Origin of the sequence: Candidatus Clostridium radicumherbarum (assembly GCF_045310525.1) — a bacterium.
Classification (GTDB): Bacteria; Bacillota; Clostridia; order Clostridiales; family Clostridiaceae; genus Clostridium_AT; species Clostridium_AT radicumherbarum.
In genome coordinates, this window is the sequence record NZ_JBJHZY010000001.1 from 1641387 (window position 1) to 1656224 (window position 14838).

Consider the following 14838-nt stretch of genomic DNA (forward strand, 5'->3'; position numbering starts at 1 on the left):
AAGAATGCATTGATGTGATATTTATAATTTCAATAAAATGGATTAAGTTCATGATATTATTAAGCTGTAACAATTATCATAAATATGCATAATATGAACTATAAAATTCGACATGAAGTCTCATTATATTAAAAGGAGAAGAAACTTATGTGCAATAATGATATTGAAAATAATGATAATTGTTCAAGCGTTATATCAGAAACAAAAACAATTGCAGAACAAATTTGTGTAGCTCCTGATGTTATTGGCCCTGGAGATGTATTTGTTAAGATTCCGGTTATTCTTGCAGAGGCAAATGTAACAATTCCGGTTGAAGCAACTATCACATTGGACCAGCCAGCTACAGAGATTAAACGTATTAAAAAGAATGTATTTTTAACTGAAGCTCGACTTATTCCTATTCCTATTCCATTTTCAGAAGTCAATGGCTTTTTTGGTACAGGTATAGTTTTTATCCAGGGTTTTATTAGAAAGAATATCGAGTACGCTACCCAAACTTGTCCAACGACTGCCAGTGCAAATTTTTGTGGAGATATAAGACAATGTACCGTTGAAACTCCTTTTGATCTTACTACCAGAGTTACTTTCTTCAGAAATCCTGTTTTTACTAACAATACTTCAAGTGAACTGGAATTTTTTACAGATAAACTTAGTTCCTGCGATGCTTGCGCGGATAACGTAGTAGGAAAAAATCCTTGCGATCAGAGTTTCTTTGCTACAGAATTCTTTAATGAAAAACCTTTTGTTGAACTAGTAAGAGCGGATATTGCTGAACTTGATATTCACAAAAATCCAATGACAAATTGCCATATTCCTACAGAACAACTGTTTAAGGTAATTACCGAAAAAATTGTTGTAAATTTAACCTTTAAACTTTTACAAAATCAGCAGGTAAAATTGGAAGCATTAACCCCGACTAGTCCATGTCCAAGGACCTCTTAAGAAAATAACAATAAATTGAGCTTCACTTTGATGAAAAGGTACAGAAATATTTCATAAATAATAAAGAAGGAAAATCCTCAGATGATGGGGGGCTCCTTCTTTTTCTGTTTTTACTATAAGGATATAAATATGCTTTGTAAATGGTAGTATTCTCCATAATATATATAAATCTATTTCAGAATAGTGCAATAAAATTCATTAAAGTACAATAAAGTCCAATAAAGTGCTTGACATTTATTAAAAGAGTTATTATAATTTGACCATAGATTAATTTTGAAAGGGTAGATTTTTTATGGAGAATCAATTTTATACAATAGATAAAATTGCAGAAATATTGGGTATGCATCACAAAACTATAAGAAAGTTTATAACTGAAGGTAAGCTTGCAGCAAGTAAAGTTGGAAAGCAATGGAGAATCTCAGGTCATGATTTAAGTGTTTTTATGGAAAAAAACAATGTTAATATAAGTGATAAAAAGATTAGTGAAGAGTCAAATATTGATTTTGTTACTAATGGAGAAGAGAAAGATAATATAAATCAAAAAGTAAATGTATCTACTGTTGTAGATATTAATGATGTAGATAAAGAAGAATATTTTAGAATTTCAAATACTCTTATAGCACTAATGAATTGTAGAGATTCCAAAATGGGAAAATCGACAATTAATATGAAATATGATGAAAAAGTAAGCAGACTAAGGGTTTTATTATGGGGAAATGTAAGCTTTATTGAAGAGATGCTAAGTGTGATTTCTATGCTTGCGGAACAAACTAATTTATAAGGAGAGTGAATACTTTGAATTACAGAGTAGTAAATAAAAATAACAATAAATATATTGAATTTTTTTCTGATTTGAGGAAACTTTCTTCAGAGCAAGATGTGGTTATGGAAGCTAACAAAGGAAATCATTTTAGAACATTTAGGAATATTGGAGATGCTGAAACTTGGATTTCAAATTTATGACACTAAGGAGAAAAGTAAAATGGGAAAAAATATTGTGTTTAAAACTCAAGAAGGAAAAAATGATGTGATAAAACATTATGATTTATTTCTTGAAAAGTGGGCATTATCTTATGAAAAATTTTATGTGGATACAAGGTATGGGAAGACATTTATTATAGCTAGTGGTGAAGAAAGCAATCCACCTCTTATATTACTTCATGGCAGTGGTATGAACTCTGTTATGTGGTTAAGAGATATGCAAGAATATTCCCGTAATTATAGGGTGTATGCTATAGATATACTAGGTGAACCGGGGAAAAGTGATGAAAACCGTCCTTCATTAAGTGGCTCTTATTATGCAGAGTGTCTTAAAGATGTTTTTGATGATTTATCACTGAAAAAAGCAAATGTTGTTGGAATTTCATTAGGTGCATGGTTAGCAATAAAGTTTTCGGTAAGCTATCCAGAAAAGGTATCTAAACTTGTATTACTTTGCCCATCTGGTGTAGGAAAACAAAAGAAGTCATTTATTATTAAGGCTATGTTTTATGCACTTTTAGGAGAGAAAGGTATAGATAAATTATATTACAAAGTTAATGGGAATCAGCCTATACCAGAAAAAATGTTAAAATATCAGAAGCTTATAGGAAAGAGCTTCAATTATAGGCGAGAAACAATCCCCATATTTTCTGATAATGAATTAAAATTATTAACTATGCCAACTGTACTATTTGTAGGAGCAAAAGATATAATGCTATATTCAGATAAGACTGCAAGACGTTTAGGAGGGTTACTTCCACATGCAGAAATAAATATTATAGCTGAAGCTGGTCATTCTAATGTTAATGATGTAAATAAAATAATAGCATGGTTAAATTTGAATAGTTAGTGGATATTGAATTATAAAAAAACAAAAGTCTACGTTAGACCTGTTACGGTGAACCGTATCATAAGGAAAGGAAAAACAGCCTGCAAACACAACATATCAATACTTATAGTAAGTGTGTTCCTAAAATCCTCAAAAAACTCGAGACTTAAGTGTTAGCTTGTCAACTACTCACTTATTGGGGTGGTTGTGAGATTATGATGCTAGGCGCGAAGGATAGTTGGTAATAATCTCTTATCCTTTTTATTTGGTATCTCTTCGCAAGAATGAATAAGTAAGAAAAATGCTTTTAGGTAGTGGTACCTAAAAGCATTTTTTCATTACTACTTTTGTGAGACTATTACATCTGATCCTTGTATCCCTCACGAATCAAGTGATATTCTCCGGACTCCGTGTTTAAATCATAAATGTTAAAATTGGTTCTGATATCGAAACCTTCATGATGAATAGCCAAATTTATAGAGGCGGAGCCCTCTTCACCACTGACAATTCTATGAAATACACCTGCAGGCCAGACAAGTAACGCACCGCCATTGTATAGGAGCTTACCATTTTTAAAAATTTTGTCGGGATATACAGTAAAGTGCTCGACTTTGCCATGTGTTTTGTTATAAATGTCAACCTCACGTTTGCCATGAAGAACTAGAAGGTTATCGTCCTGATGAGGGTGCATGTACCATGGACGTGAGACAGAACCAACAGGTCCAGGAGAAACTGCACTGTGGTCATGAAGCACACGATCAATGGAATCTATATGTGTAATACTGTCCATTGGGAAAAGATCAAAAATGACACCTTCTGTTTTTCGAAACGGTTTGAGCTCAATGATGCGGTAGAGATTTTTTACTTCTTCGATAATATTCATTGTAACCTCCTTAATAAAGAACAGATATTTATAAATACAACGTAAATGTAACCCAAATATTACCTATTATATTTTTTTAAGTTTGATGTTACTAATCATTAAATACGAACCAATACATATAATTATTGCAATAACAATAATATTAATCATTATAGCTGCATTTATGAGAATATAAATAAGATAATATATTGCCATAAAACATCCAACTACAGTAATAGGCACTCCAGTAAATATCCCATTAAAATCAAATGCATTATATCTTGCCAGCCTATAAGCTCCAGCTACCGGCATGAGAATAGTTATAATATACCCGATTAAAGAATAGGAAATAAGGTTACATATATAGAAAGTCAGCACGGACGGTGCCACACCAAATGATATAACATCTGCCAGTGAATCCAGTTCTTTACCTAGAGTATTTTCTACTCCAAAATAACGTGCAATACGTCCGTCATATCTATCAAATAGGGCTGATATAAGAATGAATGCACTGGAAAAAAGGAAATTCCTCTCGCATGCCATTAGTATAGAAAGCACACCAAAGATTAGATTGCCAAATGTGAATACATTAGATAAGTTTTCTTTTTTAGGTAAATTTAAAATATTAACACCTCCTATTTTTTACATCATAGTTAGTATATATTAATTCACAATAGATTACTACAACATATGATAAAGTAACATAGCCTAGAGATTAATTTTCTCTAGTTTTTTTATTTTTCGAAAAAATTAGAAATTATAAATTAAGGTATTATGGAACAGTACCTTGAATATGGATTGTATTTTTCTTTCTCCATTTTAAATATTGAACGAATTATATGAGTATACATATGTAAAATTTACTAGTCATTAAATATTTATAAAGCACCAACAATAATAAGTGACATGTATAATTATTTTTTATTTATATATAAAAATATCATTAATTACTGGAATGTTTCTTTGTTTAAGTTTGGGAGGTGTGTATTTTGAAACTAAAAAAAAAAATATTATCTTATACTTTAATATTTTTGTTAGGTACTATTATGATGATTTATAATTCGAGTCTTGAAGAATTAAAATTTAAAGAGGCCTTTTCAAGTATTGATAAAAAAGTAATTTATTTAACCTTTGATGATGGTCCTAGTTCTGTTGTAACTAATAATATTTTAAATATTCTAAAACAGCAGCATGTAAAGGCAACATTCTTTGTAGTAGGAAGTATGATTAAGGGCAAAGAATCAGTTTTAAAAAGAATATTTTTGGAAGGTCACAGTATTGGATTGCACACTTATAGTCATCAGTATAAACAAATCTATGCAAGTGAAGATGCATTTATTGAAGAAATGATGAAAACTTCAGAAGAAATAAAAAAAGTAATAGGTATTCAACCTAAGATAATAAGATTTCCATATGGAAGTAATTCTCATTTGAATAATGCTTTTTTAAAAAAATTGCATGCCCACAATTTTAGGGTTTATGATTGGAATGCATCAATCTCTGATGGAATAAGACCTGATACTTCTCCAAATTTATTTGCTAGGGAAGCAATTGTCAGAGGTGATGGAATACCCTATGTGATTTTTCTAATGCATTGTAATAACACAAATGTAAATACATACAAAGCACTACCACAAATTATTGAGCATTATAAAAAACTAGGATATGAATTTAGAGTAATCACCAATGACACACCAGAATTTTATTGGCACTTTTTTAATTAAGTATTATAAGTGTTTTTAGCTGATTGGCTATTAATATTTGGAAGGGTAGAAGATTTTATAACAGAGAAGGCTTTTGAAAACTTTCAATTCAGAAACTGTAGTGAGGTACTGTGGCGTTAGTTTGTAAAATAAGCAGTTATATTGAATAAATAAATAAAAATAATGATTAAAAGCTCTGAAAATTCAGGGCTTTTTATTATTTAATACTGGAGCATTTAATCTAAAAATAATCCTATATTTGTTTAATTATGTAATACATTGAAATAAATGTTCTATTTATGCTATAGTTTAAATATAATCTATATGTTCGTAAGAGGATATGCTATACAAGGAGGATATATGAAAAACCAATTTAAAATATTAGTATCTCTAATAATAATTCTGTCATTAAGTCTTATAGGTTGTGAAAGTAATTCTTCTAAAACATCAAATCAAGCTGTAAACACTAATTCCCAAATTAAGACAAGTGATATAGTGAAATACAAAGGTTCCTATGTAGGAGACAATAGTTCTGTAGGAAATGTAATAGGAAAACTACCAGCTAATATGTATAGTGCAGGATTTAGTTTAGAAACTAAGAAGCAGCCCTACGGAATAATTATAAACTACAAAGCAAATCAAAGCTTAGGGGAAGAAGATTATTATAAATTTTGGAGTGGTAAAAAAATTAATGAATTTTTGGAAAAGAACGCTGTAGTATTATTATCACTTATAGAAAATGCTGACTTTGTAGAATTTCATGTAGATAATATTGGTGAAAAAACTTATAAATATGATAGAAAGGGTTTAGAACAAAAATATAGCAGTGATTTAGAAAACTTATTTAAAGACGGTAGTAATATTTATAAGTTTTTAAATAGTTAATTTTTTTGAAAACGGCTCACCAGTCATTACACATTATGTAATGTTTGAAGGCGTTATCAGAATGTAATTCTGACTTTTAAACTAGTGTTTACTTTGTATTTTATTTATATTGGGGTTGGAGGCACGTAAATATGGAAATTAGGTTAATGAAAAGTGAAGATTATAATAAGGTATATCAATTATGGACAAATACAAAAGGAATGGGATTGCGCAGTTTAGATGACTCATTTGAGGGTATAGAACGATTTTTAAAAAGAAACCCTACCACAAATTACATAGCACAAGTTGAAAATAAAATCATAGGTGTAATATTATGTGGACACGATGGTAGAAGGGGATATATCTACCATACAGCAGTTAATTCTTATTATCGAGGGAATGGAATTGGTAAAACATTAGTAAACACTGTGCTTGAGGCTTTAAAGAAAGAAGAAATAAATAAAGTTGCACTTGTTGTATTTGATTCAAATGATTTAGGAAATAAGTTTTGGCAATCACTTGGTTTTAATAAAAGAGACGATTTGATTTATAGAAATTTAAGTATAAATGAAAGCAATGCTTAATATTCATTATATAATTAATTGTAAACATCCACATATGAATTTAGGAGATAAAAAAACAAATGGTTCAAGATAATAATGAATTAGAAATAGTTAAAGAATTCAAAGAAGTTCTAAAGCCAAAACTGTATTGGCCAATTTGGAACACAATTATATGTTCTGGTCCACCATTAAACCTTATCTTTAGATATTATTTAGAAAGGGATATTAAAAATCCAACTGTTGCAATAATTCTTACAGTAATAGCTATGATATGGACTATTATTAATTGGTATTGGTATGTAAAGGAAAGAAATGATTTTAAAAAGTATTGGCAAAAGATTTCAGTGGAATTGGAGACCTTAAACTATAAAGAAAAGACTTCAAAAGGTTACATTGATATAATTTCTAATAGTTTGCAAATAACAGCAATAGCTTCTCTGGTAGCATTCTTTATTTTCGTTGCTATTGCATTATTATCTAAACTTTCATATTTTAAATATTTTGCGTTATTCTCCATAATAATTTTTCTCTTAGCAGGTATAGGAATGATAATTGTTAGTATTATTCTATTTTTTAGCTTTCTTAAAGAAGTAAAAAAGGAGGGAAGATTAAATAACGTATTAAAAAGATTTTTTCTAATCTTTACACTATTATTTATTATACAAATGATTCTTATTTTTATAATACACAAAAACCTCGATTGGTTTAGATGCCTTATAACTTCTTTAATGATGACACTTCCTATTATTATATCTTCTGAAGTTGCTATTATATATAAAGGGTTAAAGAAAGAGTATTCAGTGAATACTACGCCAGATGAAAGCGAAAGCAGGTAAACTGACTGGTTAGAGGTTAGAGGTGTAATACCTTACTAATGAGTGCAATAAATCATTGATTTGCTAATGGCTTTTTTCATATATTTTAGAGCAACATATATTATTACAAAAATAAATATATATGAAATTAATTAACCAGTTGCCTAATAGTAACTAGTTAATTTTGCTATGCGCATTTTTTCAATGGATATTTTCTTAAAATTATGTTTGATTTATATTAGCAGGATTATCCATAAAATCAATTGTTAATGAGTCTGTGATCATAATGATCACGGGCTTTTTTATTAAACTAGGGTGATGCAAAATAAAATAATTAAAAAAATCAATTAAATGAAGAAACTTTTTTGTGGGTGACAGGGTATATAAGATATAATGGAAATAAATAGTAACTATGTTTTACTATACAAATTTAAAGGTACGCGGGGTATCCATATGGAAATAAATGAGGATGAAATCATTAAAGATGCGATTGATGGAAATAAGTCAACAATGGGAATTTTATTTAATATGTATGCAAATGATGCTGTGAAGCTTGCCTACTTTATTACAAGTGAATGGTCTACTGCGGAGGATGCAGTGCAGGAGGCTTTTATAAGAGCTTTTTCTCATATTAAATCCTTTGATAGAAATAAGAAATTTAAACCTTGGTTCACAAAAATTGTAGTGAATGAAGCGAAAAGAGCAGGAAAGAGGTCAGCAAGACATTATTGTTTGGAAGATGTTTTGGATATGAAAAGTGATTCTGATTCATTAGAGTACGAGGTTATTGGTGAATTAAGCAGACAAGTTCTATTAGAAAAGATAAATAAGCTTGAGCTAAAGTATAGACTGCCAATAATATTAAAATATTTCTCTGATTTATCAGAGAAAGAAATAAGTCAGGTATTAGTTATACCGGTAACCACAGTTAAGGCAAGATTGTACAAGGCAAGACAGATATTAAAAAATGACCTTACAGCTATGGAGGTGGGTTTTCAATATGAAAGATAAAGAAGATTTTGATGTGGAGTTAAAAGCTGCATTTGATAATTCCTTTGATTGGAAGGGCTCAAGGGAAGACATGTGGAGGAATATTGAGAGAAGACTTTCTGAAAAGAGGAACCTGCATCGATTTAGAAATACAAGAGCAGCTGCGGGTTTAGCAGTGGCAGCAATTTTATGTGTTGTTTTCCTTGTGATTCCAATAAACCATAACATTTCAGGTGATAAATTAAAAAATACACCTAATACTCAGGTAACACCTAAGGGTGAAAAGTTTGCCTCAAATCAAACGCAATTACCTAGTAGTAGCAGATCAATAAGTAATCAAGAAGCCTCTGTAAAAGAATATTTGGGTCCTATAAATTTAAGATGGAATTTTGACTTGAACTTGAAAGATGAATCCTGCACTCCTGGACAGGAGATAAAACTAAACATGACTTTTACTGGCGGACAGGAGGACACTAAAATTATAGAAAAAGCACCATCCATTGTCATTACAAGAATTGGAAAGGTGGATCATGATGAAAAAATTGATGTAATGCCTTTATTACAGTTAGAAAATAAAATTATAAAAAAAGATGAATCTATTAATTTAGAATTAAAGTTTAAAGCACCCACTGAATCAGGGTTTTATTTCGTTCAATTAGGCGAGCTCAAGATACAAAATAGTATGGGAATTTCCCAAACATCTGGAGGAGGCGCAAAATTTATAGTTACTGCTTCAAAATCAGAGGTCTATGTGAAAAACATTCCTATAAATAAAGAGTTGAATGCACATGGGAACATTATAAAAGTTAAGGATATTGTCATGAATGAGAAGGAAACAAAAATAAACTATACTATTAGCTTTGCTGAGAGGCATGCTGACTGTAGGTTTAAATTAGTAACAGATACCGGGGAAACATTATATCAGATAGACTGGATTGGAAGGGATATTCAAAACGGAATGGATGCGATGGTAGGTTTTAACCCAGTGCGTAACAATGTTAAAAAATTATATTTAGAGGTAATTGATTTAAATGAGACAACAGCAGATGGTGTTAAAGGGATAAAAGGTGATTGGAATCTTGAGATGCCAATAAATTAGGAGGTAATATTATGGTCAATGCTTCTAAAATTTTAATAGCAGTATTTGCATTCTGCACAATTATGACAGGTTGTTCAAAATCAGATTTAACTGGAAATTTTAAGAAGGAGCCTCTAAAGGTCACAAACCTTCAGAATGGAAATCAAACTAAACAGAACAATCAGTATAAGTATTTCGAACTTCCTGATAAGATACAATTAATAGATAAGGGAAAAAGGCTTAAAATGATAACAGCTGATGATAATTTATATAAGCAAATATTAGATTTAACCAATGAAAGATTTAATACAAATGTTTCTTCACTTAGGTGTATTGTAACTCCAGAAAACTTAAAGTCATTAGAAAATAATGAGTTAGTTTTAGAATTTATTTATCTCGGACCCAAGTATACCGAATTTTATAATCAATTTCTTCCGCCTATTAAACAATATGTTAGATTACTAATGCCGCTGACAAATTCTGTTTCGAAAAATTTATATATTGATGACGGAAAGGGTTCTGGTCTTTCCCCACTTTCAAATCTCTTGCCGCCTGACAAATTGATTGATTTAGTAAATAAATCTAATATCACAAATACTTCTTCTAGTGATAGTGGTGAACCTTGGTAGCAATACTTGTTTAAAGTATTAAATAAATTTAATTAAATTTAAGCTGGATAACATGCACAGTAATAAAAGAATTCTAATACCTGCTATTCAGTGCAGATAATATTAGAGGGGTGGATATATTGAATAAGAAAAAAATTATTTTAGGAGCTACAACTTTAGTAATAGCAATATTTATTGTGGGCTGTAGCAATGGAAGTAATCATGCAAATTCTTCGTATACATCTACAGTTAATACTAAAAAGCAAGAAATTAAAATTGATACTTTCAAACAAACAGTTGATACTTCCAATCAAACAGTTGATGGATTGACTTTATCAGTTAATGCAAAAATAGGAGTAGTAAAAGGAGATAGAACTAAAGATAATGTTGCACATGACAATGGAGAATATATTGCTAATGGTAGTGACATTGTGAAAGCAGCAGATTATAAAAGCATTATTGTAGATATTGATATAAAAAATGATAGAGATAATGCAGCTGATTTAAGGTATTTGAATGGGGCATTACAAGATGGTTATAAAACAAATAGTACAATAACTGTTGACGGGTACAATATCCAAATCCAAGCTAAAACTTCAGGCAAGTATGAATTTAAGTTTCTTGTAAGAAAAGATATTATAACCGAAAATCTTAATTTATATTACTTATGGATAAAGAATAAAGATGAATACCAAAAATTAATACAAAATGCTAGTATGATGAATCCAACTATACATTATATGGCAAAAGATAATAGAGATATATTTGAGTATATAAGACTTTCATGTTATATTAATAATTAAACAATAAAAGCTCTGAAAATTCAGGGCTTTTTATTTTTTAAGACTACAATAATTTATCAATAATAAATGGAGTTAATTTCATTAACAATAATAAAATAATCAATGTACAAATGCTAATAAAAATATAAATCTTAGCAGCATTTTTAGCTATACGCTTAATATCCATAATATCACCTCAGTAAAATTATTGACAAAAGAAGGAAATGTTAAACTTGACTAGAATATTGTTTTATAAAGACACAATTGTAAGTTATTACGTATGAAATTAAGGGGGAACTATTTTGAGTAGATTAATTCGTTATGCAAACTTGAATGACACGGATATTTTAGGAAAAATTCATTCAGAATCATCACGGGAAGGGTTTAAAGGTATTATTCCAGATTATATTTTAAATGATATTTTTTCTATTGAAAGGAGAACAAAGCGTTTTATTAGTGAAATATCAGAGGGTTCGCCCAGGACTGCTGTTGTTTTTGAGAAAAATGAACCAGCAGGACTAATTTCATTTGGGAAATGTAGATCTGGCATTAATGATAAATTGTGGATAGAGATTTGGAGAGTTTATTTAACTCCAAAATTTTGGGGAAGAGGTGTTGCTAAAGAGTTGATAGAATGGGGAATCAACGAAATACAAAAAGAAAACTTCAGCAATATAGAACTTTGGGTATTAGAAGAAAATATACGTGCCAGAAAGTTCTATGAGAAAATGGGGTTTAAACATGATAATACTGTCCAAATAACTAATATGGGTAAAGAACTAAAAGAACTACGTTATATCAGAGCATAAAAACAATATGAGTACTTCACAATATTCTTAGCATATATATTTACAAAAAGAAATTTATCAGCAATTAATCAACTTCCAATTATCAATATAATCAATTGTTGAGTAGTCTGTGATCATAATGAGCACGGGCTTTTTTATTGTTTTTTTTATTTCATTAGTTGTATAATTTATATATTAAAATAATGCTGACTTTTAAAATATTTTTCCATAACAAGATTTATAAAAATAGTTATTTTTAATGTTTCATGCAAGTTCATGAGATTCTACGAGATACCATTTTTTTAAAACTATGAATTTAAAGAATTTTATGGGATTATTGCGGTAAAGTCGCATATTGGCACATTGGTTATAAGAATAAGCATATAAAAGGGGAATTTAATATGACAGAATATGAAAAGATGCACAGTGGTAAGATTTATAATTGTAACGACAAAGAATTGATGGAATTACAGGAAAAGTGCTTAGATAAGCTTTATGATTTTAATGCCACTCGTCCTAGGGAATTTGACAAACGTATAGATATGCTAAAAGACATGTTTGCGGAGTTTGGCCAAGGTTGCTATGTTGAACCACCTTTACGCTGCAACTGGGGCGGAAAGCATGTGCATTTTGGGAATAATGTCTATGCAAATTTTAACCTTACTCTTGTAGATGATACCCATATTTATGTAGGAGACTATACGCTATTTGGGCCAAATGTAACAATAGCAACAGCAGCACATCCAATACTTCCAGAAATGCGTATGCCGGTAACACAATATAATCTGCCAGTACATATTGGTAAAAATTGTTGGATTGGTGCAGGAGCTATTATTCTTCCTGGAGTTACTATTGGTGATAATTCTGTTATTGGAGCTGGAAGTGTGGTGACAAAAGATATTCCAGCGAATGTAGTTGCAGTAGGTAATCCTTGTAAAGTCTTAAGAGAATTTGATGAAAGAGATAAAAGGCAGGTAAGCGAACTGATGGCGATAAGTGTGGGAAAATAACAGCCAAGCTAAGATAAAGTTAGTTCGAAATCTTCTTTTCTTGTATAGCAATATATATTATTACCAAAAAAATATATCAACAATTAGTCAACTTCCAATTATTCATATAATCCATTGTTAAGTAGTCTGTGACCATTATGATCACGGGCTTTTTTATTGGTGTTTTTATTCCATAAGTTGTATAATTTATATATTAAAGTAATACTGACTTGTAAGCTAATATGTTACAAAAATAAGATAAAACTAATTAATTAAGAGGTAGATAAGCATTTGGAAATAAGAAATTATTACCGATAGTATTTTTATAAAAATGAAATAGACGATAGGAGAGAAAATATGGATAAATTAAAAAAAATACTAGTTGGAGAATCTAAGAATTTAAAGGTTTTAGACATTGGGACTGGCGTTGGATCTTTCATTGAAGTACTGCAAGAAAGCTTACCGGGATATATTAGTATAATTGGAATAGATACAAAGAAAGAGGTGTTGAATAAGGCGGCAGAAAAATATAAAGATAAAAGGATTAAATTTATGCATATGGATGGGGAAAAGATAGAATTTAAGAATAATAGTATAGATGTAATTTCTATTTCTAATACTCTTCATCATTTACCAAATAAAGAAAAAATATTATGTGAAATTAAAAGAGTATTGAAGCCAAAGGGTATTATTATAATTAATGAAATGATTTCTGATAATCAATCTGAGAAACAACTTTCCCATGTGAAACTTCACCACCTTCAAGCAGAAATAGATACTTTATTAGGTATCTATCATAATAGGACCTTTACTGAACATGAATTAGTTAACATAGTAGCTAGTTTAAATCTAGAAAATGTAGACATGTTTCAGTATAATACCCATGAAGAACAAGAAAAAAGTGAAAACTTAGAAGATGAAAAGGGAATTTTAGATCAATGTTTTCAAGCAGTGGAATCAAAAATAGAAAAAATAAGTAATGTAATGCTACATGAAATGTATTTAGAAGTCTTAGAAAATCTGAGAAGCAAATTATATAATATAGGGTTTTTTACTGCAACTGAATTGATAATTGTATGCAGGAAAATATAGCTATACACCTTTGACCTATCCGGACATGGCTTGGTGAAGGAATGTGATTTGGTTGTCTTTTCAATCCAAAGTGAACTTGGGTGTTTTGTTAGAGGAAGTGTTATGTTTTGCATAATCTATATTCGTTGTTTATATAAGATTCATTAATCATAAGTATTACATAAATGAACAATAGTAAAAAGTTATGAAAGAAGGAGACAAAATGGAAATTATTGTTAAATATTTAAAGGATAATAAAAAGTATATTTATATAGGAGCAAGCTATTCTTTTTACAAGGATACAAGTCCAAGTTTTTTTGGAGGAAATCTCTTCCCCAATGAAGATGAAGGGGAGTTTAACTGCGTTCTAGTAAGTGATGAACTGGGACAACTGATATGGCTTCCAGTACAGGAAATAAAATTAATTAGTGTTAATGGCAATAGTCCTTGTGAAATCTTACAGAAATAATGTTGTAACATTAAATAATGACGAAGTGCTTATAATTTATATTGGAGGAGATAAAATGAGAGACATTTTCAACGGTAATATCAAAAATTCAAAGTCTGCAATAATTGCTTTAGTTTTATTCTCAATCATTATGTTTGTTAGCGGAATATTTTTTTTGATTACTGCTCTATTTTATCATAGTATTGAATCAAGTGCTCGGATTTTGCTTTTAATATTTACCATAATTTCTTTTGCTATAACAATTATTTATCCTGTTTTAGCTATTTATTTTGTTAGGAGAATGGATAAATATCCACATATATCTAGAATGTTTTTTAAAGATTATATTTATGTAGATAATAAAAATAAAAAAGATAACTGATTAAGCGAGAGTTATAGGCATTTTTGAAAATAAATTGCTTCATAATCTTCATTTAAGTTGCCTTAAAAAGTCCTGGGGGGAGAATGCATCTACCTATCAGGCACAGACGCTACTGGCTATGTTTCGTCATTACAATGAACACA

Annotated in this window: 19 protein-coding genes; 17 read left to right on the forward strand and 2 right to left on the reverse strand. The window is 29.7% G+C overall.

Features of this window, described 5'->3' with window-relative positions:
* The first annotated feature begins 147 nt into the window (after window positions 1-147).
* The 4 genes from ACJDUH_RS07830 to ACJDUH_RS07845 all read left to right on the forward strand — a co-directional run bounded on the left by ACJDUH_RS07830 (window position 148) and on the right by ACJDUH_RS07845 (window position 2773).
* On the forward strand, window positions 148-942 hold the full coding sequence (locus ACJDUH_RS07830; protein ID WP_406764593.1) for a CsxC family protein: 795 nt from the start codon (window positions 148-150) through the stop codon (window positions 940-942).
* Window positions 943-1234: 292 nt separating this feature from the next.
* Window positions 1235-1723 carry a helix-turn-helix domain-containing protein gene (locus ACJDUH_RS07835; RefSeq protein ID WP_406764594.1) on the forward strand — a complete coding sequence of 163 codons (489 nt, stop codon included), beginning with the start codon at window positions 1235-1237 and terminating at the stop codon, window positions 1721-1723.
* Window positions 1724-1737: 14 nt separating this feature from the next.
* Window positions 1738-1905, forward strand: a complete 168-nt coding sequence (locus ACJDUH_RS07840; RefSeq protein WP_406764595.1) for a hypothetical protein — start codon at window positions 1738-1740, stop codon at window positions 1903-1905.
* A gap of 19 nt (window positions 1906-1924) precedes the next feature.
* Window positions 1925-2773 (forward strand): alpha/beta fold hydrolase, encoded by an 849-nt coding sequence (locus ACJDUH_RS07845; protein WP_406764596.1) that lies wholly within the window; start codon window positions 1925-1927, stop codon window positions 2771-2773.
* A gap of 337 nt (window positions 2774-3110) precedes the next feature.
* Here ACJDUH_RS07845 and ACJDUH_RS07850 read toward each other — a convergent pair whose 3' ends face one another.
* Together ACJDUH_RS07850 and pssA are read right to left on the reverse strand one after the other, a co-directional pair.
* Window positions 3111-3635, reverse strand: coding sequence for a hypothetical protein (locus ACJDUH_RS07850; RefSeq protein WP_406764597.1), 525 nt, complete (start codon window positions 3633-3635; stop codon window positions 3111-3113).
* A gap of 66 nt (window positions 3636-3701) precedes the next feature.
* Window positions 3702-4238, reverse strand: a complete 537-nt coding sequence (gene pssA / locus ACJDUH_RS07855) for a CDP-diacylglycerol--serine O-phosphatidyltransferase (RefSeq protein ID WP_406765030.1) — start codon at window positions 4236-4238, stop codon at window positions 3702-3704.
* 422 nt (window positions 4239-4660) lie between these two features.
* Here pssA and ACJDUH_RS07860 point away from each other — a divergent pair, with 422 nt between their 5' ends.
* The 13 genes from ACJDUH_RS07860 (at window position 4661) to ACJDUH_RS07920 (ending at window position 14695) form a co-directional block, all read left to right on the forward strand.
* A complete protein-coding gene (locus ACJDUH_RS07860) occupies window positions 4661-5338 on the forward strand; it encodes a polysaccharide deacetylase family protein (protein ID WP_406765031.1) in 678 nt (225 codons plus the stop codon).
* Window positions 5339-5677: 339 nt separating this feature from the next.
* Window positions 5678-6202, forward strand: a complete 525-nt coding sequence (locus ACJDUH_RS07865) for a DUF4825 domain-containing protein (RefSeq protein ID WP_406764598.1) — start codon at window positions 5678-5680, stop codon at window positions 6200-6202.
* 131 nt (window positions 6203-6333) lie between these two features.
* Window positions 6334-6765 (forward strand): GNAT family N-acetyltransferase, encoded by a 432-nt coding sequence (locus tag ACJDUH_RS07870; protein ID WP_406764599.1) that lies wholly within the window; start codon window positions 6334-6336, stop codon window positions 6763-6765.
* Between the two features lie 59 nt (window positions 6766-6824).
* Window positions 6825-7580: a hypothetical protein gene (locus ACJDUH_RS07875; protein ID WP_406764600.1), complete on the forward strand. Its 756-nt coding sequence runs from the start codon at window positions 6825-6827 to the stop codon at window positions 7578-7580.
* Window positions 7581-8012: 432 nt separating this feature from the next.
* Entirely contained in the window at window positions 8013-8570 is a 558-nt protein-coding gene (locus ACJDUH_RS07880; RefSeq protein WP_406764601.1) for an RNA polymerase sigma factor, read from the forward strand.
* Window positions 8560-9648: a hypothetical protein gene (locus ACJDUH_RS07885; RefSeq protein WP_406764602.1), complete on the forward strand. Its 1089-nt coding sequence runs from the start codon at window positions 8560-8562 to the stop codon at window positions 9646-9648. The genes ACJDUH_RS07880 and ACJDUH_RS07885 overlap by 11 nt, the downstream gene beginning before the upstream one ends.
* 11 nt (window positions 9649-9659) lie before the next feature.
* Window positions 9660-10256: a hypothetical protein gene (locus ACJDUH_RS07890; RefSeq protein WP_406764603.1), complete on the forward strand. Its 597-nt coding sequence runs from the start codon at window positions 9660-9662 to the stop codon at window positions 10254-10256.
* 119 nt (window positions 10257-10375) lie between these two features.
* Window positions 10376-11038: a hypothetical protein gene (locus ACJDUH_RS07895; protein WP_406764604.1), complete on the forward strand. Its 663-nt coding sequence runs from the start codon at window positions 10376-10378 to the stop codon at window positions 11036-11038.
* Window positions 11039-11319: 281 nt separating this feature from the next.
* Entirely contained in the window at window positions 11320-11826 is a 507-nt protein-coding gene (locus tag ACJDUH_RS07900) for a GNAT family N-acetyltransferase (protein ID WP_406764605.1), read from the forward strand.
* 380 nt (window positions 11827-12206) lie between these two features.
* On the forward strand, window positions 12207-12815 hold the full coding sequence (locus ACJDUH_RS07905) for a sugar O-acetyltransferase (protein ID WP_406764606.1): 609 nt from the start codon (window positions 12207-12209) through the stop codon (window positions 12813-12815).
* Window positions 12816-13151: 336 nt separating this feature from the next.
* Window positions 13152-13886, forward strand: a complete 735-nt coding sequence (locus ACJDUH_RS07910; RefSeq protein WP_406764607.1) for a class I SAM-dependent methyltransferase — start codon at window positions 13152-13154, stop codon at window positions 13884-13886.
* 202 nt (window positions 13887-14088) lie between these two features.
* Window positions 14089-14334 (forward strand): hypothetical protein, encoded by a 246-nt coding sequence (locus tag ACJDUH_RS07915; protein ID WP_406764608.1) that lies wholly within the window; start codon window positions 14089-14091, stop codon window positions 14332-14334.
* Between the two features lie 55 nt (window positions 14335-14389).
* Complete coding sequence (locus ACJDUH_RS07920) at window positions 14390-14695, forward strand: hypothetical protein (RefSeq protein ID WP_406764609.1); 306 nt, start codon at window positions 14390-14392, stop codon at window positions 14693-14695.
* The last annotated feature ends 143 nt before the right edge of the window (window positions 14696-14838 follow it).

Bases quoted from the DNA above. Each gene is read 5' to 3' on its own strand.
- ACJDUH_RS07850 (WP_406764597.1), bottom strand. From the start codon at position 3,635: ATGAATATTATCGAAGAAGTAAAAAATCTCTACCGCATCATTGAGCTC.
- ACJDUH_RS07915 (WP_406764608.1), top strand. From the start codon at position 14,089: ATGGAAATTATTGTTAAATATTTAAAGGATAATAAAAAGTATATTTAT.
- ACJDUH_RS07885 (WP_406764602.1), top strand. From the start codon at position 8,560: ATGAAAGATAAAGAAGATTTTGATGTGGAGTTAAAAGCTGCATTTGAT.
- ACJDUH_RS07835 (WP_406764594.1), top strand. From the start codon at position 1,235: ATGGAGAATCAATTTTATACAATAGATAAAATTGCAGAAATATTGGGT.
- ACJDUH_RS07905 (WP_406764606.1), top strand. From the start codon at position 12,207: ATGACAGAATATGAAAAGATGCACAGTGGTAAGATTTATAATTGTAAC.
- ACJDUH_RS07910 (WP_406764607.1), top strand. From the start codon at position 13,152: ATGGATAAATTAAAAAAAATACTAGTTGGAGAATCTAAGAATTTAAAG.
- ACJDUH_RS07890 (WP_406764603.1), top strand. From the start codon at position 9,660: ATGGTCAATGCTTCTAAAATTTTAATAGCAGTATTTGCATTCTGCACA.
- ACJDUH_RS07865 (WP_406764598.1), top strand. From the start codon at position 5,678: ATGAAAAACCAATTTAAAATATTAGTATCTCTAATAATAATTCTGTCA.
- ACJDUH_RS07860 (WP_406765031.1), top strand. From the start codon at position 4,661: ATGATGATTTATAATTCGAGTCTTGAAGAATTAAAATTTAAAGAGGCC.
- ACJDUH_RS07870 (WP_406764599.1), top strand. From the start codon at position 6,334: ATGGAAATTAGGTTAATGAAAAGTGAAGATTATAATAAGGTATATCAA.
- ACJDUH_RS07830 (WP_406764593.1), top strand. From the start codon at position 148: ATGTGCAATAATGATATTGAAAATAATGATAATTGTTCAAGCGTTATA.
- ACJDUH_RS07920 (WP_406764609.1), top strand. From the start codon at position 14,390: ATGAGAGACATTTTCAACGGTAATATCAAAAATTCAAAGTCTGCAATA.
- ACJDUH_RS07880 (WP_406764601.1), top strand. From the start codon at position 8,013: ATGGAAATAAATGAGGATGAAATCATTAAAGATGCGATTGATGGAAAT.
- ACJDUH_RS07875 (WP_406764600.1), top strand. From the start codon at position 6,825: ATGGTTCAAGATAATAATGAATTAGAAATAGTTAAAGAATTCAAAGAA.
- ACJDUH_RS07845 (WP_406764596.1), top strand. From the start codon at position 1,925: ATGGGAAAAAATATTGTGTTTAAAACTCAAGAAGGAAAAAATGATGTG.